A 17,769-nucleotide genomic window follows, 5' to 3' on the forward strand; every position below is an offset into this window, starting at 1 on the left:
GTCGGGCCTCTTGAGCCCGCCGGCCGTTTCGCGTGCCCCGAGTCAGCCTTCCAAACCCCGAGAGCGAGCCCGCAAACATGATCACTGTCACCGGCCTGGAACTGCGTGCCGGTTCCCGGATCCTGCTGTCCGACACCACCCTGCGCGTGCAGCCCGGTGACCGGATCGGCCTGGTCGGTCGCAACGGCGCCGGCAAGACCACCACGCTGAAGGTGCTCGCCGGCGAGGGGCAGCCGTACGGCGGGCAGATCGACCAGCGCAGTGCCATCGGCTACCTGCCGCAGGACCCGCGCACGGGTGACCTGGAGGTCACCGGCCGCGACCGGGTGCTCTCCGCGCGCGGGCTGGACGTGCTGATGTCCCAGATGCAGGAGGTCGAGGCCCGCCTCGCCGAGGACGCCAGCGACAAGCTGGTCCGTCGCTACGGCGCGCTGGAGGACCAGTTCGCCGCCCTCGGCGGGTACGCGGCCGAGGCTGAGGCCGCGCGGATCTGCGCCAACCTCGGCCTACCGGACCGGGCGCTCGCGCAGACCATCGGCACCCTCTCCGGTGGTCAGCGTCGGCGCATCGAGCTGGCCCGGATCCTGTTCCGCGACGCGGGTGAGAACGGCGGCGGCATCCTGCTGCTCGACGAGCCCACCAACCACCTCGACGCCGACTCGATCACCTGGTTGCGGGGCTTCCTCGCCAACCACAAGGGCGGCCTGATCGTGATCTCCCACGACGGCGCGCTGCTGGAGTCGGTGGTCAACAAGGTCTGGTTCCTCGACGCCACCCGGTCGGTCATCGACGTGTACAACCTGGGTTGGAAGGCGTACCTGGAGGCGCGCGAGACCGACGAGCGACGCCGCCGCCGGGAGCGGGCCAACGCGGAGAAGAAGGCCGGCGCGCTGATGGCGCAGGCCGACAAGATGCGGGCCAAGGCCACCAAGACCGTGGCCGCGCAGAACATGGCCCGTCGTGCCGAGAAGCTGATCTCCGGCCTGGAGGAGGTGCGGGTCTCCGACCGGGTGGCCAAGGTGCGCTTCCCCAACCCCGCGCCGTGCGGCAAGACCCCGCTCACGGCGACCGGCCTCTCCAAGTCGTACGGCTCGCTGGAGATCTTCACCGACGTCAACGTCGCGGTGGACCGGGGCTCACGGGTGGCCATCCTCGGGCTCAACGGCGCCGGCAAGACGACACTGCTGCGGATGCTCGGCGGGCTGCTCAACCCGGACACCGGCGAGGTGCACGCGGGGCACGGCCTGCGCCTGGGCTACTACGCCCAGGAACACGAGACGCTGGACGTGGAGCGGACGGTGCTGGAGAACATGCGCGCCGCCGCCGTCGAGCAGTCCGACACCGACCTGCGCAAGATCCTTGGCGCGTTCCTCTTCTCCGGTGATGACGTGAACAAGCCGGCCGGGGTGCTCTCCGGCGGCGAGAAGACCCGACTGGCCCTGTCCACTCTGGTCTGTTCCGGCGCCAACGTGCTGTTGCTCGACGAGCCGACGAACAACCTCGACCCGGTCAGCCGGGAGCAGGTGCTCGACGCCATCGCCAACTACCCGGGCGCGATCGTGCTGGTCACCCACGACCCGGGCGCGGTGCTGGCGCTCAAGCCGGACCGGGCCATCCTGCTGCCCGACGGCGACGAGGACGCCTGGAGCGACGACCTGCTCGAACTGGTCGAGCTGGCCTGACCGAGGAGACTCGGTTGGCTCTCAGCCGAGCAGGTCGACCAGTCTGCCGAGCACACCGGAGCTCACCAGGATCACCAGCCCGATGGCGATGAAGATCGTCGGCACCAGCCAGGCGCCGGCGCGCTCGACCAGCCGGACCACCCTCCGGTGCCCGCCCAGCCAGGCCCCGGCCACGCACCAGAGCGCGATCAGCACCACGAAGACCAGCAGGAACACCGCGCTGTCGGCCACGCCGAGGGCGCGGAAGACGGGAACGTAGACAGCGACGTTGTCGGCGCCGTTCGCGATCGTCACCCCGGCCACGCCGAGCGCCCCGGTGACGATCGCCGGCGCCTCGTCGTCGCCCGAACTCCGCAGCGCGCGTACGCCGAGCGCGATCGGCAGCAGGCCGAGCAGCCCCGTCCACGGGTCGGGCACCACCACGAGTCCACCCGCGATCACCGCGCTGGCAGACGCGAGCGCGCCGATGCCGAGGTATTGTCCGGCGACAATCTTCCAGGTGCGGGGTTGGCCGGTGGTGCGGGCCGCGACGAAGAACAGCGTCAGGATGACGATGTCGTCGATGTCGGTGGCGGCGAAGACCACGGCCGCCGCACCGGCGGTGCTCAACAGGTCGATCACGACCGAAGGCTACGGGCCGTCGGCAGCCAGCTGTCAGCTGTGGTACGCCCGGACGCCGCGGCGGGCCGGATCGCCAGGATCACTCTATCGGGAAGCTGACATTGCATAGCGTGTCGGTTGGCGAAGAGTTGATATCTGGCGCATGATCGTTCGAGGCGGTCTAATAGGTGGGACCGTATCCGAACCGCACAGTCTGGGACGTGAGGACACAGCATGGCAGCCACTGGCACAGCCACCAGCACTGAGAAGGGTCGCCGGATCGTCGGAGCCGAGCGTCAGACGCTCGCCAAGGACCTGGTAAAGCGGTACACCTCGGGGGAGAGCATCCGCGCGTTGGCGGCCTCGACCGGCCGTTCCTACGGGTTCATCCACCGAGTGCTCACCGAGTCCGGCGTGCAGCTGCGTCAGCGCGGTGGCGCCCGACGCCGCAAGAAGGCGTGACCCGCCCCTCAGCGTCGTCCACCAGCGCCGCGCCCCGGGACGTCCGGTGACCACCGAGGCGACCGGGGTTCGGCTGACTTGCGACGGGCCGGTCGCCACGGTGACGTTGTGCCGGCCCGACGTGCTCAATGCCCAGACGCCCGCGATGTGGCAGGCGATGAGCGACTTCTCCCGCAACCTGCCCGGCGACGTGCGGGTGGTGGTGGTCCGCGGCGAGGGTCGCGCGTTCTCGGCCGGCCTCGATCTCGCGGTGGCGGGTGCCTCCGGCCCGGGGTCCTTCGCTGAGCTGGCCACGCTGCCCGAGCAGGAGTGCGCCGAGCGCATCGCGGAGTTCCAGGCGGGTTTCACCTGGCTGCACCGGCCGGATGTCGTGTCCGTCGCGGCCGTGCAGGGCCACGCGATCGGTGCCGGCTTCCAGCTCGCGCTCGCCTGTGACCTGCGGGTGCTGTCCGCGGACGCGAAGCTGTCGATGGCCGAGGTGACCCTCGGTCTGGTGCCCGATCTGGCCGGCACGAAACGCCTCGTCGAGTTGGTCGGATATTCGCGGGCGTTGGAGATCTGTGCCACCGGCCGCCGGTTGGACGCCGCCGAGGCGGACCGGATCGGGCTGGCCACCCTTGTCGTACCCCCGGCCGAGCTGGACGACGCGGTGCGGGACCTGACCGCCGGCCTGCTCTCCGGGGCCCGCGACGCGGTGGTGGAGATCAAGGCTTTGCTGGCCGGCGCCGGCGGGCGGTCGCACGCCGACCAGCAGCGCGCCGAGCGGGAGGCACAGACCCGTCGGCTGCGTGACCTCGCCGGCAGGGGAGAATAGGTAAGGACCGCGCGGGAAGATCCGGGTTACGACCGAGGTTGTCACACTCGTCGGGAGAATTGACCTGACGGTGCGGTCTGCCCGGCAACCCGGAGGTGAGCGATGTCCAACCCGATGTCCGGCGGTGGCATGGCCGGGTGGAGCATGCTCCGGTCGATGCGCAACCGCGACGAGGTCTCCACCCACCGGCTCAAGCGCGGGGTGGCCCGCCGCATCGTCGCTTTCGCCCACCCCTACCGGCGCGACATCATCGTCTTCCTGGCCACCGTGGTGCTGGCCGCCATCATCGGCGTGGCCACTCCGGTGCTCGCCGGTGACGTGATCAACGCGATCAACCGGGGCGGCACCGAGGCCGGCCGGCTCGTGGTGCGGCTGGCCCTGTTCATCGCCGCGTTGGCGGTCGCCGACGCGCTGCTGTCGCTGGCTCAACGGTGGTATTCCGCCCGCATCGGCGAGGGCATCATCTTCACCCTGCGCACCCGGGTCTACGACCACGTGCAGCGGATGCCGTTGCAGTTCTTCACCCGTACCCAGACCGGCGCCCTGGTCAGCAGGCTCAACAACGACGTGCTCGGCGCCCAGCGGGCGTTCACCTCCACCCTGTCCGGTGTGGTCAGCAACGTCATCCAGCTGGTGCTCACCGCGGCGGTGATGTTCACCCTCTCCTGGCAGATCACCGCGCTCTCACTGGTGCTGCTGCCGATCTTCATCATTCCGGCGCGTCGGGTCGGCCGGCGGCTGGCCGACATCACCCGCGAGGCGTACAACCTCGACGCCAAGATGAACGCGACGATGACCGAGCGGTTCGGGGTGGCCGGCGCGCTGCTGGTGAAGCTCTTCGGCCAGCCCGAGATCGAGGCCCGTCGGTTCGGCGACCGGGCCGAGCGGGTCCGCGACATCGGCATCCAGTCCGCTATGTACTCCCGCACGTTCTTCGTGGCGATGCTGCTGGTCGCCTCACTGGCACAGGCGCTGACCTACGGTCTCGGCGGCTGGCTCGCGGTGACCGGTGGCGTCAGCGCCGGCACCGTGGTGACGCTCGCGCTGCTGCTCACCCGCCTGTACGGGCCGCTCACGGCGCTCTCCAACGTCCGGGTGGACGTGATGAGCGCGCTGGTCTCCTTCGACCGGGTCTTCGAGGTGCTCGACCTCAAGCCGGGCATCGTGGAGAAGCCCGACGCGGTGCCGGTGCCAGTGGGCGCCGGTCGGGTCGACTTCCGCGACGTGCGTTTCCGCTACCCGAGCGCCGCCGAGATCTCCCTCGCCTCCCTGGAGGAGGTCGCCACGCTCGACCGGACCGTCAACGAGCCGGTGCTCAAGGGGGTCTCGTTCAGCGTCGAGCCGGGGCAGATGGTCGCGCTGGTCGGCCCGTCCGGGGCTGGCAAGTCGACACTGTCGATGCTCATCTCCCGGATCTACGACGTCAGCGACGGGCAGGTGCTCGTCGGCGGGGTGGACGTGCGCGACGCCACGCTCGCCTCCCTGCGTGACGAGATCGGTGTGGTCACCCAGGATTCGCACCTGTTCCACGAGACGATCGCCGAGAATCTTCGCTACGCCAAGCCGGACGCCACCGACGACCAGATCTGGGCCGCGCTGGCCGGGGCGCAGGTGGCCGATCTGGTCCGGGCGCTGCCCGACGGTCTGGACACCACCGTGGGGGAGCGCGGCTACCGGTTCTCCGGCGGTGAGAAGCAGCGCATCGCGATCGCGCGGCTGCTGCTCAAGGCCCCGTCGATCGTGATCCTCGACGAGGCGACCGCACACCTGGATTCGGAGAGCGAGGCGGCGGTGCAGCGGGCGCTGTCGGTGGCGCTGGCCGGGCGTACCGCGCTGGTGATCGCGCACCGGCTCTCCACAGTGCGCGACGCCGACCAGATCCTGGTCCTGGACGGTGGACGGATCGTCGAGCGGGGGCGGCACGAGGAGTTGGTAGCGGTCGGCGGGCTCTACGCCGAGCTGTACCGGACCCAGTTCGCGGTCGCCGACTCGCCCACCCCGTTCGTCGACGCGACCGGTCCCGAGCCGGTGGTCATGCCGCTGGGCACCTACCGCGCCGACGAGGTGCTGCCGCCCGCCGCCGCCAACTGACGTCGCGCCGCGTTGATCAACTCGGGTTTCTGGAAGTCGGGGTGTCCCGGCCGCATCGACCGCCCGACTTCCTTGAAACCGAGTCGATTATCGGTCGGGTAGTCCGATCGGCCGACGGTCCGGTAGCTCGGTCGCCGCCCGCAACTCGGCGAAGGCCAGGCCCAGTGTGACCGGGGTGAAGTGCGCGTTCAGGCCGCTCGGGTTGGGCAGCACCCACAGCCGGGCGCCGGCCAGCGACTCCGGCTGCGGCCCGAAGGTGGCTTTCGGCCGCTGAAAACCGATCCGGTACGCGGTCACCCCCACCACGGCCACCCAGCGCGGCCGGTACCGGGCCACCTTGTCGGTCAGGATCGCCGCGCCGTCGAGGAGTTCCTCGGTGCTCAGCTCGTCTGCGCGGGCGCTGGCCCGGGCGGCCATGTTGGTGATGCCGAGCCCGAGCGCGGCCAGCTCGTCCTGTTCGCTGGGGTGCAGCAGCCGAGGGGTGAACCCGCCCCGGTGCAGCGCGGGCCAGAACCGGTTGCCCGGCCGGGCGAAGTGCCACCCGGTCGCGGCCGACCACATGCCTGGGTTGATGCCGACGAAGAGCACCGCCAGCCCTGGCGCGAGCACGTCGGGAATGGTCCGGTCCGCAGCCGCCGCCAGCTCCGCCCGGGTGGGCCGGGTCGTCCCGGCCGTCAGTCCCGTCTGGGTGGGCCGGGTCGTCCCGGCCGTCAGTCCCGTCTGGGTGGGCCGGGTCGTCCCGGCCGTCAGTCCCGTCCGGGTTGGTCGGGTCGTCCCGCGCGTCGCGGTCTGGTGACGATCGGCCCGGTCCCCGGGTTCTGACCGTTCGGTGTGCCGCGTGTTGATCGACTCGAGTTCCTGGAAGTCGGGGTGTCCCGAACGCCTCGACCGCCCGACTTCCTTGAAGCCGAGTGGATCAACGGCCGGCTCACCGGGTCGGGCCGGCTCGGGCGTCGCCGCGCGGGCAGGTCGGGCCCGCTCGGGCGTCACAGCCCGCGCAGCGCGCCGCCGTCGACCGGCACTGTGATCCCGGTGAGGTAGCTCGCGGCGGGGGAGAGCACGAACGCGGCCACCCGGCCGAACTCGGCCGGGTCGCCGAGGCGGCGCAGCGGGATGCTGGCCTCCGCGTCGGCGCGGGCGCGATCCGGGTCGCCGGTCGCGGCGAAGAGCTCCCGGTTGCGGTCGGTCATGATCCGGCCGGGCAGCAGCCCGACCACCCGGACCCCACGCGGGCCGTAGTCGTCGGCGATGTCCTTGGCCGCGCCGACCAGGCCGGGCCGTAGACCGTTGGAGATGCCGAGGCCGGGCACCGGGCCACGAGCCGAGGTGGAGAGCACCAGGCCGATCGCGCCGCCCTCGGGCAGTGCGGCGGCGATGGTGCGGACCGCGCGGATGGTGCCCAGGAAGACGGTCTCGAAGGAGAGCCGCCACTGCTCGTCGGTGATCGCCGCGGCGTTGCCGGCCGGTGGACCACCGACCGAGATCAGCGCGCCGTCGAGCCGCCCGAAGTGCTCCTGGGCGGCGGCGACGAGCTGCCCCGGGGTCTCCGGGTCGGTCAGGTCAGCGGTCAGCCCGACGGCGTGCTCCGGGCCACCCAGCTGCTGCGCGGCGGCGGCCACCGCGTCCGGGTCCCGGGCCGAGAGCACCACCCGCGCGCCGTCGGCGACAAGGCTCTGCGCGGTCGCGTAACCCAGACCGCGGGAGGCACCGGTGAGGACGTACACGCGGTCGGTCAGTCCGAGATCCATAACTACGATCCTGCCGCATCCGCTACGGCGTCGCCAGCAAGGGCGGACACCCGTGGGGCGGGGCGTAGCAGGCGTACCCGGCCGGCGATCTGCACCGCGACGGCGCCGCCGGCGCGGCCGACCGCCGGCGCCCGGCGCGGACGCGGAGCTTGGAGCCCGTCGTAGCGCAGGCGCGCCTCCCGGACGGCCAGCTCCTCGGCGGCGGCCGGGGGGAGCGCGTGCTGGGTGTGCAGGGCCCGGGCCAGGTCCCAACCGTCGCGCAGCGATCCCGCGGTGGGTCGCCGGGCGGCCCACTCGGCGAAGGTGGTCGACCACCTGCCGCCGAGGCCGGCGGCGAGCAGTGGCCAGTGCCGGGCCACCTCGCCGGCCCGCTTACGCAGCAGGGCCGCGCGGGTGGCGGCCAGCGGTCCCGGCGCGAACCCCGGCGGGGGTGGCCCTCCGGCGACCAGCGCCGCAACCAGTTCGGCCTGCCGTTCGGCGAGCCCGGCGCGGGGCGTGGGCGCCGAGTCGCCGTCGGCGGCGCCAGTCATGTCACGGCCGGAAAGCCCGCGGCGGCGGCCAGGGCGTCCAGTTCGGCGCGGATTTCGGCGGCCGGCGGGTAGTGGCCGTCGCGCTCCAGCAGCAGCGCCGGCGGTCGCCGTCGGGCGCAGAGCGCGCCGACCAGCTCCAACACCGCTGTCGGCACCGGGTCGGTGTGGGTGTCGTGGTAGAAACCGCCGTGCTCCGCGCCGCCGGCCACGTGGGCGTACGCGACCCGCTCCAGCGGCAGGCGGTCCAGCAACGCCAGCGGGTCGGCGCCCCGGTTACGGGCGTTGGCGTGCACGTTGGCAACGTCCAGCAGCAGCAGTGCCCCGGTCCGGTCGAGGATCTCGGTGAGGAAGTCCGCCTCGTCCAGCTCGTCGTCGGGCCAGTCGACAAGCGCGGCGATCGGCTCCAGCGCGATCGGCACCGGAAGCTCGGCCTGTGCCCGTGCCACGTTGGCGCAGACCGCGTCGACGGCTTCCCGGCTGCGCGGCAGCGGCAGCAGGTGGCCGGCCTCCAGGCCGCCGGCCCGGACGAACGCGATGTGCTCGCTGACCAGTGGGGCGTCCAGGCGTTGCGCCACCGCGGCCAGGTGCGCCACCCGGGCCGGGTCGACCGGCTCGGCGCCGCCGAGGGAGAGGCGCACCCCGTGCGGTACGACGGTCACCGCGCGTTCCCGCAGCTGGGTCAGGCCGGGTGGGAGCGGCCCGGAGGCGGGCACCCCCTCGGCCACCACCTCCACGAAGCGCAGGCCGGGCAGCTCGGCCACGAAGCCGGCGATCTCCGGACGCCAGCCGATGCCGACCCCGGACGGGCCGGTCATCCGCCGCACCCGCCGCCGCCCCCGCACCCGCCGCCTCCACTGCCGCCGTCCCCACCGGAGCTGTCGCCTCCGCCACCGGACGATCCGTCGGAGCCGCCCGTCCAACCCCCGCTGCTGGAGATGGCCTGACGCTGGATCTCGGCCTGCTCGGCGAAGCCCGGGTCGAGGGCCCAGAGCGAGGCGGTGCCGTACAGGGCCACGCCCATCGCCGCGCCGGCCGCTCCGTAGGTGGCGTAGGCGGGCGCGGAGGCCGGCGCGAGGTGGGTGTGTTCGCCGCGGACGGAACGCAGGGCGGCGCGACCGGCCCGGGTGCGGACGGGTGCCCGGCGCAGCAGCAGGGCCGCGCACAGGAGGGCCGCCAGGGTGAGCAGCAAATAACCCACCGGGCGCCCGCTGAACAGGCCGGAGAACAGCCGGAGCACGCCGAGGCCCAGCAGGGCCCACAGGAACTGGCTCCAGAGGCGGGCGCGGGCGCGCTGCGTGTCGTTCGTCAGCAGCCCGCGCTGCTCCAGACCGTTGCGGATCTGGTCCAGCGCGGTGCGTACGCGCTGGTCCTGCGGCAGGTCCCGGACCCGGGAGTGCTGGTGGGCGGCCCAGTGGATGGCGTGATCCAGTGGGGTGAGCCCGGTCGGCGCGGCGCCGACGGTGGTCAGCCGACGGTCCGGTCGTACGCCGACCGCGCCGCTGCCGCGCAGCCCGCCCAGCGCCGCGTGCACAGCGAGCTGGGGGCCACCGTTGAGGTACGCGACCTGCTGTGCTCCGAGAGGGTCGACTGTGGTGTGCGCCGGGGCGGTCAGCAGGCGGATCCGGTGGTACGCCGCGATCGCCACCACCACGATGGCCGCCGCGATGTAGTACCGGAGGAAGGTCGGGCCGGAGATGCCCCAGGTGTCGCCGGACGCGGCGTGGACGATCATCGACTGCTCCTGTCACCGGAGGGATCGGCGGCCCCATTGTGGAGCAGCCTCGCCACGGTCGACCGACGGGTGTCCGCGCGGTCAGTGGCGGCGGACCGCCTCCTCGACCAGGTCGAGCACCGGGCCCAGGTCACCGGCCGGTCGGCCCATGGCCAGGTGCAGCACCAGGCCGTCGTAGGCCAGCTCCAGGAACTGGGCCAGCACGTCGATCGGTACGTCCTCGCGCAGCACTCCGGCGTCGCGCTGGCGGGCCAGCCGGTCCCGGGTCGCCTCCGCGATGGCGGCGGACCGCTCGGCCCAGCGCCGGGCGAACGCCGGGTCGGTGCGCAGCCGCCGGGAGACCTCCAGTTGGCTGCCCAGCCAGCCGGTGGTGTCGGGGGAGACGGCGCGGGCGAGCAGATCGCGCATCACCTGCACTAGGCCGTTGCGGGCCACCGTCTCGACCATTGCCGCGGCGTCGTCCTCGGCGACGGCCAGGAAGAGCGAGTCCTTGTCGCGGAAGTGGTGGAAGATCGCGCCACGGGACAGGCCGGTGGCCTCCTCGAGGCGGCGTACGGTCGCCCCCTCGTAGCCGAGCCGGGCGAAACACGCCCGGGCCGCGGCGAGGATCTCCTGCCGGCGAGCGTCGAGCTGGTCCTGGCTTACTCTGGGCACACGTCGATCGTTGCAGGTCACCCCGGGGCATGCAAACCGTACGTACGGCTTGGGACGTCGCCGACTACCATCGCCCGGTGACCCAGCCCCGCACCCTGTCCAGCTCCCCGCTGACAGTGGCCACCGTCCAGGCCACCCCCACGCCGGGCGACGTCGCCGGCAACGCGGTCATGGCCGCCGACCTGGTTCGCCGAGCCGGCGAGCGGGGCGCCCGGGTGGCCGTCCTGCCGGAGCTGTTTCTCTGCGCGTACCACCCGCCGGTTCTCGCCGCCGATCCGGCCGGCACGGACGTCGCTGCCGATCCCGCCGGGATGGTCGCGGATCCCCGGCTCGACCCGCTGCGCGTCGCGGCGCGCGAGGCCGGCGTCACCGCGCTGGTCGGCGCCGCCGTCCGGCACCCCGACGGCCGGCGGACCATCGCGGCGCTGGTGGTCGACCGGACCGGCGAGGTGCGGGCCGGGTACGACAAGCAGCAGTTGTGGGGCGACGAACGCAAGCTGTTCACCTCCGGCGAGCGCGGTGCCACGCTGCTCGTCGACGACTGGCGGCTCGGGCTGGGCATCTGCTACGACGGCTGTTTCCCCGAGCACGGCCGGGCCGCCGCCCTCGACGGCGCACACGCCTACCTGTGCCCCAGCGGATACCTGGCCGGCTCCGAGCACCGCCGGGATCTCTACTACGCCGCCCGTGCCCTGGACAACACGATGTTCGTGGTCTTCGCCAACGCGGTCGGAGGCGTCGACCCGTGGCGGTTCAACGGCGGCGCGGCCATCTACGACCCCGAGGGGCGGGTGCTGGCTCGCGGGGCGGACGACGGCACGGCGGTGCTCGTGGCGACGCTGGATCCCGCCGTGCTCGCGGCCACCCGGGCGGCCCACTCGATGCTCGTCGATCGGCTGTCGGACCAGGGCGGCCCGCGGCTGTCGATGCCTGGCTGAGCCCTTCGTCAGCTCGATACCCGCTGCATCTGTTGGCGGACACGTCGGTCCCGTAGGGTGCCCGAGTGCCACTGCTCCTGCTGGACCTGGACAACACCCTGCTGGATCGGGCCGGGCCGTTCCGCCGCTGGGGTGAGCGCTTCCTGGACAGCATCGGCGCGCCCCACACCGACATCGACTGGCTGATCTCGATCGACGCCGACGGTCTGACCGACCGCTGGGACCTCGCCGACGCCATCCGGGACCGCTACGAGCTGCGCATTCCCTCGATCGATCTGGTCGAGGAGCTGCACGACGGGGTGGTGGCGCAGACCCGGCTCGACCCGCTGACCGCCTGCGCGCTGCGGATCGCCGACGACGCCGGCTGGGTGCCGGTGGTGGTCTGCAACGGCACCGTACGCGTCGAGGACGCCAAGATCCGCCAGACCGGGCTGGACCAGTACGTGGCGGACTGGGTCATCTCCGAGGAGGCCGGCGTCAGCAAGCCCAACCCGAGAATCTTCGCGCTCGCCGCCCAGCGGGTCCGGATGCCGCTGCGGGGGGCGTGGGTGATCGGTGACAGCCCGGAGGCGGACATCGGCGGTGCCGCCGCCGTCGGGCTGCCCAGCGTCTGGCTGCACCGGGGGCGCACCTGGACGGACGGCCGGTTCGCGCCGAGCCGCACCGTGGACGGGTTGATCGCCGCGGTCGCCACAGTCCTGGCCCGCTGAGGGTCTCCGCGCCGCCAGCCGTGCGTCGGAGCGGCCGTTCGGGTGGTGGCCCGGTAATTCGGTTGACCGGCGGACGTGGTGGTACGAGCATTGTCCGCGCATGGTGCATCCCGGGCGTGTGCCCGGTCGAGGAGAGGGGGTCGGTCATGGCCGTCTTTGCAGGTCGCTTCCAGCTGCCTATCTCAGCCTCGACCAAAGGAACCTCACCACAGTGCGCGATCATGACCTTCCGGCGCTCGAGCGCCGAAGCCGCGGCAAGAGCCGCTTCGACGACGACGAACCGCAGTTTCTGAAGCGCGGGCGGCCCACCGAGCCGCTCGCAGACCCCGACAGCGAGCCCGACCCGGACACCGGCGAGCGCTGGTCGTCCTGGGACGACGCCGTGCACGGGCCACAGCCGCACCCCACCTGGCTGGTCACCGAGTTGGCCGCCAAGGACACCGAACTGGGTGTGCTGAAGACCGGCAAGGAGGCGGACGTCCACCTGGTCCGTCGGGCCGTGCCGGACACCGATCGGTCCTGCCTGCTCGCGGTGAAACGCTACCGCGATCCTGAGCACCGGTTGTTCCACCGCGATGCCGGTTACCTGGAGGGCCGTCGGGTGCGCCGGTCCCGGGAGAACCGGGCGATGGCCGGCCGGACGGCGTTCGGCCGGCAGATGATCGCCGGGCAGTGGGCGGCGGCCGAGTTCGCCGCCCTCAGCCGGCTCTGGGAGATTGGCGCCGGGCACGACCGGATCGCCGTGCCGTACCCGGTGCAGGTGCGGGGCACCGAGCTGATGCTGGAGTTCGTCGGTGACGCCGAGTCGGGGGAGGCGGCACCCCGACTGGCCCAGCTGCGGCCCGGCCCGACCGAGCTGCGTGACCTGTGGGCCCAACTGGTGGAGGCGCTGCGGGTGCTGGCTCGGGCCGGTTACGCGCACGGCGACCTGTCGCCGTACAACCTGCTCGTGCACCAGGGTCGGCTGGTCGTGATCGACCTGCCGCAGGTGGTCGACGTGGTGGCGAACCCGCAGGGGCCGGAGTTCCTGGCCCGCGATGTGCGGGTGGTCGGCGCCTGGTTCGCGGCCCGGGGTCTCCCTGCCGAGCAGGTCGACCCCGGCCTGTTGACCCGGGAGCTGCTGCACGAGGCGGGCCTGCGCTGATCGGAGCGGGTCGGGCGATCACTGCCCGACCCGCCACGTCGGCTATTGCAGGTAGCGCTCCACCTCGGGCTTGGGGCGTTCGCCCTGGGCGTCCGGGTCGCCGTGGGTCTCCCGGGCGGCCCGTCGACGGCGCAGCAGGTCCCAGCACTGGTCGAGTGACTCCTCCAGGGCACGCAGTCGCTCGCTGGCCTCGCCCTCGGTGCCCGACTCGTGGGCCTGGGCGTCGCCACGCAGCTTGTGTTCCTCGTCGACCAGCTCGGAGATCCGGTTCAGGATGGTCTTGTCGTCCATGTCACAGAGCCTGGCACAGGGTGCCGGGCATCGCCCGGATTCGGGGGTACCGGTGCGTCCCGGGTCCCCGACCCGCACCGGCCGGCCCGACACACCGTCCGGTGCCGATGCCGCAGCTGGCCGCCGCGCTGGTTGGTCGGCCCACCCGGCGAGGCGCTGCGCCTGAATATCCATTCAGGAACTTAGCGAGGTGAGAATATCGACAGGTGTGCGCGCGCTTAGATGGAAATTGCGCCGTCCGCAAGTCTGGAGGTGCCCCTCGTTTGATGAGATGCTTCCGTCGGCCCAAAAGGTGAAAGTTTCATCAACCTGCCCGACCGAAGTGGACCGCTGCGGTCGCCGGGACGACGAGGAGACGTGGTTCGATGTCGCAGGTGTCCGAGGCGCGCCCCGCCACCGTCAGCATCGAGCCCCGGACGATCCCGTTACGACGCGCTCTACCGGCACTGGTCCGCGACCCGCTGGGCGCGCTCGTCGACTTCGCGCAGGACGCTGACGGCGACGTCGTCCGGCTCAACCTCGGCTCGTTCCGTCCCTATCTGGTCAGCCATCCTGAGCACCTGCAACGCGTCCTGCGGGACAACGTTGCCAACTACACCCGGGACGGCGACGGGTTGCTCTGGCGACCCGTGCGTCGAATTGTCGGTGACGCCATCCTGGTCGCCGAGGGTGAGATCTGGGAGTCCAGCCGAGGCGCGCTGCAACCGTTGTTCACCGCCAAGCGGGCCGAGACGCTCGTCGACAGGATGGCCGAGGCGATCAACGAGGCGGTCGACGAGTGGCGCGAACCGGCCCTCGCCGGTCGCCCGATCGACGGCGGCGCCGAGCTGACCCGGATCGTCCTGCGCACCACCATGCGGGTGCTCTTCGCCGACCGGATCTCGCTCCCCGACGCCCTGCGGATCAGCGCCGCACTGAACACCCTCACCACCGCGATGCTCCCCCGACTGCTGATGCCCGCCGTGCCGTACGCGGTGCCGATGCCCGGCGACCGGCGCTTCCGCGACGCGGTGCGCACCATCGACGCGGTGGTGCTGCCGATCATCAGGGAGGCCCGGGCCCATCCCACCGACGGTGACGACATCATCTCCACGCTCTGCCGGCCGCGCGCCGACGGCAGCGAACCCGACGAGTACGCGATCCGCGGCGACGTGGTCGCGATGTTCTCCACCGCCACCGAGACCACCATCGCCCTGCTCTCCTGGCTCTGGCCGGTCCTGGAGTCCCGGCCCGACGTGGCCGAGCGGATGACCGACGAGATCGAGCGAGTGGTCGGCGCCGAACGGGTCGGCCGCGAGCACCTGCCCCAGCTGCGCTACGGCCGGATGGTGCTCGACGAGATGCTGCGGCTCTACCCGGCCGGCTGGATGATCCCGCGCACAGCGGTCGCCGACGACGTGCTGGGCGGAGTGCGGATCAAGGCCGGCGGCACCGTGCTGGTCAGCCCGTACGTCACCCAGCGGATGTCGACGTTCTGGACCGACCCGGCACTCTTCGACCCGGAGCGGTTCGCGCCGGAGCTGCCTCGGCGGCGCTACCGCTACTCCTACTTCCCGTTCGGCGGAGGCCCGCACCAGTGCCTCGGGCAGTACCTGTTCCTGCTGGAGGCCCAGCTCATCGTCAGCACCGTGCTGAGCCGCTACCGCTTCCGGCTGCGCGAACCGGTCGACCTCACCCCTCGGATGGGCGCCTCGCTGCAACCCAAGCAGCGGGCCGAGGCCATCCTCACCCCGGTCGAGCGCCCGGCCGCATCGTGACGGAGACCCCGCGACCGGCGCGGGCCGGTCAGGACGCGGTCGCCGAGCAGGGCCGGGTCTGCGCACTCGCCGTGCGGGGCGTACGCGACCTGCAGACCGTGACCGCCGCTCATCCCGAGCTGTTCGACGCCGCGCCGTTCGACCCGGCGCTGCTCAGTTCGGTGGCCACCGTGGTCGCCTTCATCGCGCCCTGGCACACCGCCGCCGAACTGCGGATCACCACGCGTACCGTGCTCTGGGTCTTCGCGGCCGACTGGCAGGTCGACTACCTCGCCCGGTCCGTGGACGACGTCCGGGAGGTGGTGACCGACTGCCTGGCGGTGGCCGACGGAGCCGCGCCGCCGCCCGGTCGGCACCTGGCCCGGCTGCTGGCCGACCTGCGCGACGAGCTGGCCGCCGTGCCGGCGTTCGCCCGGCTGCGCCCGATCTGGCGCGACGAGGTGGCCCGGATGCTCGCCGCCATGGCCCGGGAGTGGGACTGGAAGAACCTGCCGACCGACCCGACCACCGGGCGACGCCTGCCGGACCTGGACCGCTACCTGGAGAACGCCGACAACTCTGGCAGCTCCTTCGTCAACGTCACCCACTGGATCGCCACCGGCGACAACCGGACACTCGCCCAGTTGACCGACCTGCTGGACGCCGGACGTGGCGTGCAGCGGGTGCTGCGGTTGGTCAACGACCTCGCCACGCAGGGACGCGACGCCGAGTGGGGTGACCTGAACGCCCTGTCGCTCGTCGACGACCCGGCGCAGGTGCACGACCGGCTGGCGGAGCTGACCGCCCGGTGCCGGGGGGACCTGGCCGCCCTCGCCGAGCGGTGCCCCCGCCAGGCGGACTACCTCAACCGGCAGATCTCCTTCACCGGGGGCTTCTACGAGCTGTCGGACTTCTGGGGAGTGCGCGATGAGTGACTGCGCCACCCAGGTGGTCGCCGACGCGGCAACCGCCGCCGACCCGGTCGCCGACGCCGCCCGTGACTTGATCGCCGGCCTTGGCCTGCGGCCGTGGGGTCAGGTCGCCGCGTCCGTGTACGAGACGGGGCGGCTGGTCGCCGTCGCCCCGTGGCTGACCGGGCACCACCAGCGGATCGCGTTCCTGTTGCGCAGTCAGCGCCCGGACGGGGCGTGGGGCCCACCCGAGGGGTACGCCCTGGTGCCGACGCTGAGCGCCACCGACGCGCTGCTCGCTGCACTGGCCGACGGCAGTGCCGGGACGGAGCTGCTCGCCCCGGTGGCCCGTGGGCTCGGCGCGCTCGTCGGCACGCTGCTTCCCACCGAGGCGTGGACTCTGCCGGACACCCCCGCGTTGGACCTCATCGTTCCGGCGCTGGTCGACACGATCAACGATCGGCTCGCCGGGCTGGAGCGCGTCACCGCCGACCGACTGGTCCGCGCGCCACTGCCGCTGCCCGCCGGGCTCAACCGGAACCGGCTGCGCGCGGTGCGGTCCGCGGTGGCCGCCGGTGCGACGCTGCCACCGAAGCTGGCCCACTTCTACGAGATCCTGAACGCGGTACCCACCGACGCCGGCCCCGCGCTCACCGCGGTCGGCGCCTCACCCGCCGCGACCGCGGCCTGGCTGACCGTCGCCGGTCCGGCCGCCGGCCCCGCCGCGCACGCCTTCCTGCGGGCGTTGATCCGGGACGGAGGTGGCCCGGTGCCCTGCCCGGCACCGATCACCGTCTTCGAGCGGGCCTGGGTGCTGAGCGGCCTGTCCCGCGCCGGGTTCACGATCGACCCGCCGGCCTCCGTCCTGGCGAGCCTGACCGCTGCCACCGCAGGCCAGGGCATCGCCACCGGCGACGGCCTCCCGACCGACGCCGACACCACGGCGGTGTCCCTCAACGCGCTGGGCCGGCTCGGCCGTCCGGCGGACCCGGCCAGCCTGTGGGCGTACGAGACGGCGGAGGGTTTCTGCACCTGGCCGGGGGAGGACGGCTTCTCGGTCACCACGAACGCCCACGTGCTGGACGCCTTCGGTCAGCACCTGAACCGGCACCCGGGCGCGGACGCGCGCTGTCACCGGGCGGTCGACCGGTTGAACCTTGTGCTGACCAGGCACCAGCGCGCGGACGGCGCCTGGCAGGACCGGTGGCACGCCTCGCCGTACTACGCCACCGCCTGCTGCGTGCTGGCACTGGCCGAGTTCGGGCGGGGTGCGGCAGCCGCCGAGGCGGTGGATCGGGCGGCTGGCTGGGTGTTGAGCAGCCAGCGCGCGGACGGCTCGTGGGGGCGGTGGGACGGCACCGCCGAGGAGACCGCGTACGCCCTCCAGGTGCTGCTGACGGTGCCGACGACGGTGCCGCGGGTCGACGAGGCCGTGGCGCGCGGGCACGCCTACCTGCATGAATCCGCCGACCGGGAGCACCCTCCACTGTGGTACGGCAAGGAGCTGTACTGTCCGACAGTCATCGTTCGCGCCACGGTGCTCGCCGCTTGTCGACTGGCCAGCATTCGTGCCTCCGGCGTGGACCGATCGGTGGTGGATTGCGGTTACCAGTCTACAAAAACCGCAACTTGAGGGGTTGTGTGGACACTGCTAGCGTACGCAGAGCCTCAGCCCCGGATGCCCCGCTGTGGTGGGACGTCGCCCCCTCTGATCATTCGTTGATGA

Annotated in this window: 18 protein-coding genes; 10 read left to right on the plus strand and 8 right to left on the minus strand. The window is 72.5% G+C overall.

Going from position 1 to position 17,769, the window contains the following annotated elements; genetic code table 11:
- Window positions 1-77: 77 nt before the first annotated feature.
- Window positions 78-1,682 carry an ABC-F family ATP-binding cassette domain-containing protein gene (locus ABZS40_RS31740; protein WP_354947679.1) on the plus strand — a complete coding sequence of 535 codons (1,605 nt, stop codon included), beginning with the start codon at window positions 78-80 and terminating at the stop codon, window positions 1,680-1,682.
- A gap of 21 nt (window positions 1,683-1,703) precedes the next feature.
- On the opposite strand, the gene ABZS40_RS31745 is transcribed toward ABZS40_RS31740, so the two are convergent.
- Window positions 1,704-2,303, minus strand: coding sequence for a cadmium resistance transporter (locus ABZS40_RS31745; protein WP_354947681.1), 600 nt, complete (start codon window positions 2,301-2,303; stop codon window positions 1,704-1,706).
- Window positions 2,304-2,516: 213 nt separating this feature from the next.
- Here ABZS40_RS31745 and ABZS40_RS31750 point away from each other — a divergent pair, with 213 nt between their 5' ends.
- The 3 genes from ABZS40_RS31750 to ABZS40_RS31760 all read left to right on the plus strand — a co-directional run bounded on the left by ABZS40_RS31750 (window position 2,517) and on the right by ABZS40_RS31760 (window position 5,649).
- A complete protein-coding gene (locus tag ABZS40_RS31750; RefSeq protein WP_007462679.1) occupies window positions 2,517-2,744 on the plus strand; it encodes a helix-turn-helix domain-containing protein in 228 nt (75 codons plus the stop codon).
- A 46-nt stretch (window positions 2,745-2,790) separates the two neighbouring features.
- Window positions 2,791-3,558 (plus strand): enoyl-CoA hydratase/isomerase family protein, encoded by a 768-nt coding sequence (locus ABZS40_RS31755; protein ID WP_354947683.1) that lies wholly within the window; start codon window positions 2,791-2,793, stop codon window positions 3,556-3,558.
- Between the two features lie 114 nt (window positions 3,559-3,672).
- Window positions 3,673-5,649, plus strand: coding sequence for an ABC transporter ATP-binding protein (locus tag ABZS40_RS31760; RefSeq protein WP_354947728.1), 1,977 nt, complete (start codon window positions 3,673-3,675; stop codon window positions 5,647-5,649).
- A gap of 87 nt (window positions 5,650-5,736) precedes the next feature.
- Here ABZS40_RS31760 and mug read toward each other — a convergent pair whose 3' ends face one another.
- The 6 genes from mug to ABZS40_RS31790 form a co-directional block, all read right to left on the minus strand.
- Entirely contained in the window at window positions 5,737-6,363 is a 627-nt protein-coding gene (mug, locus tag ABZS40_RS31765) for a G/U mismatch-specific DNA glycosylase (RefSeq protein ID WP_354947730.1), read from the minus strand.
- A gap of 272 nt (window positions 6,364-6,635) precedes the next feature.
- Window positions 6,636-7,397, minus strand: coding sequence for an SDR family oxidoreductase (locus ABZS40_RS31770; protein ID WP_354947685.1), 762 nt, complete (start codon window positions 7,395-7,397; stop codon window positions 6,636-6,638).
- 2 nt (window positions 7,398-7,399) lie between these two features.
- Window positions 7,400-7,927, minus strand: coding sequence for a hypothetical protein (locus tag ABZS40_RS31775; protein WP_354947687.1), 528 nt, complete (start codon window positions 7,925-7,927; stop codon window positions 7,400-7,402).
- The gene (locus ABZS40_RS31780) at window positions 7,924-8,742 is read right to left on the minus strand and encodes a DUF692 domain-containing protein (protein ID WP_354947689.1); all 819 of its coding nucleotides are present in this window, start codon (window positions 8,740-8,742) and stop codon (window positions 7,924-7,926) included. The genes ABZS40_RS31775 and ABZS40_RS31780 overlap by 4 nt, the downstream gene beginning before the upstream one ends.
- Window positions 8,739-9,659 carry a TIGR04222 domain-containing membrane protein gene (locus ABZS40_RS31785; RefSeq protein WP_354947691.1) on the minus strand — a complete coding sequence of 307 codons (921 nt, stop codon included), beginning with the start codon at window positions 9,657-9,659 and terminating at the stop codon, window positions 8,739-8,741. Before ABZS40_RS31785 ends, ABZS40_RS31780 begins: the two co-directional genes overlap by 4 nt.
- Window positions 9,660-9,740: 81 nt before the next feature.
- Window positions 9,741-10,313, minus strand: a complete 573-nt coding sequence (locus tag ABZS40_RS31790) for a TetR/AcrR family transcriptional regulator (RefSeq protein WP_091403732.1) — start codon at window positions 10,311-10,313, stop codon at window positions 9,741-9,743.
- Between the two features lie 77 nt (window positions 10,314-10,390).
- Between ABZS40_RS31790 and ABZS40_RS31795 the strand changes: the two genes are divergently transcribed.
- The 3 genes from ABZS40_RS31795 (at window position 10,391) to ABZS40_RS31805 (ending at window position 13,105) form a co-directional block, all read left to right on the plus strand.
- Window positions 10,391-11,251, plus strand: a complete 861-nt coding sequence (locus ABZS40_RS31795; protein ID WP_354947693.1) for a carbon-nitrogen hydrolase family protein — start codon at window positions 10,391-10,393, stop codon at window positions 11,249-11,251.
- A 65-nt stretch (window positions 11,252-11,316) separates the two neighbouring features.
- Window positions 11,317-11,961, plus strand: coding sequence for an HAD-IA family hydrolase (locus ABZS40_RS31800; RefSeq protein ID WP_354947695.1), 645 nt, complete (start codon window positions 11,317-11,319; stop codon window positions 11,959-11,961).
- A 211-nt stretch (window positions 11,962-12,172) separates the two neighbouring features.
- Complete coding sequence (locus tag ABZS40_RS31805) at window positions 12,173-13,105, plus strand: RIO1 family regulatory kinase/ATPase (RefSeq protein ID WP_354947697.1); 933 nt, start codon at window positions 12,173-12,175, stop codon at window positions 13,103-13,105.
- A 42-nt stretch (window positions 13,106-13,147) separates the two neighbouring features.
- On the opposite strand, the gene ABZS40_RS31810 is transcribed toward ABZS40_RS31805, so the two are convergent.
- Window positions 13,148-13,396, minus strand: coding sequence for a DUF2630 family protein (locus ABZS40_RS31810; protein WP_354947699.1), 249 nt, complete (start codon window positions 13,394-13,396; stop codon window positions 13,148-13,150).
- Window positions 13,397-13,815: 419 nt separating this feature from the next.
- On the opposite strand from ABZS40_RS31810, the gene ABZS40_RS31815 reads away from it, so the two are divergent.
- Genes ABZS40_RS31815 through ABZS40_RS31825 form a run of 3 tightly spaced genes read left to right on the plus strand, consistent with a single transcriptional unit; the run spans window position 13,816 to window position 17,676 of the window.
- Window positions 13,816-15,153, plus strand: coding sequence for a cytochrome P450 (locus tag ABZS40_RS31815; RefSeq protein WP_354947731.1), 1,338 nt, complete (start codon window positions 13,816-13,818; stop codon window positions 15,151-15,153).
- The gene (locus ABZS40_RS31820) at window positions 15,150-16,067 is read left to right on the plus strand and encodes a terpene synthase family protein (RefSeq protein ID WP_354947701.1); all 918 of its coding nucleotides are present in this window, start codon (window positions 15,150-15,152) and stop codon (window positions 16,065-16,067) included. Before ABZS40_RS31815 ends, ABZS40_RS31820 begins: the two co-directional genes overlap by 4 nt.
- The gene (locus ABZS40_RS31825) at window positions 16,060-17,676 is read left to right on the plus strand and encodes a prenyltransferase/squalene oxidase repeat-containing protein (protein WP_354947703.1); all 1,617 of its coding nucleotides are present in this window, start codon (window positions 16,060-16,062) and stop codon (window positions 17,674-17,676) included. Before ABZS40_RS31820 ends, ABZS40_RS31825 begins: the two co-directional genes overlap by 8 nt.
- Window positions 17,677-17,769 lie beyond the last annotated feature (93 nt).

Source organism: Micromonospora sp. NPDC005324 (assembly GCF_040607155.1).
Lineage (GTDB): Bacteria > Actinomycetota > Actinomycetes > Mycobacteriales > Micromonosporaceae > Micromonospora > Micromonospora trifolii.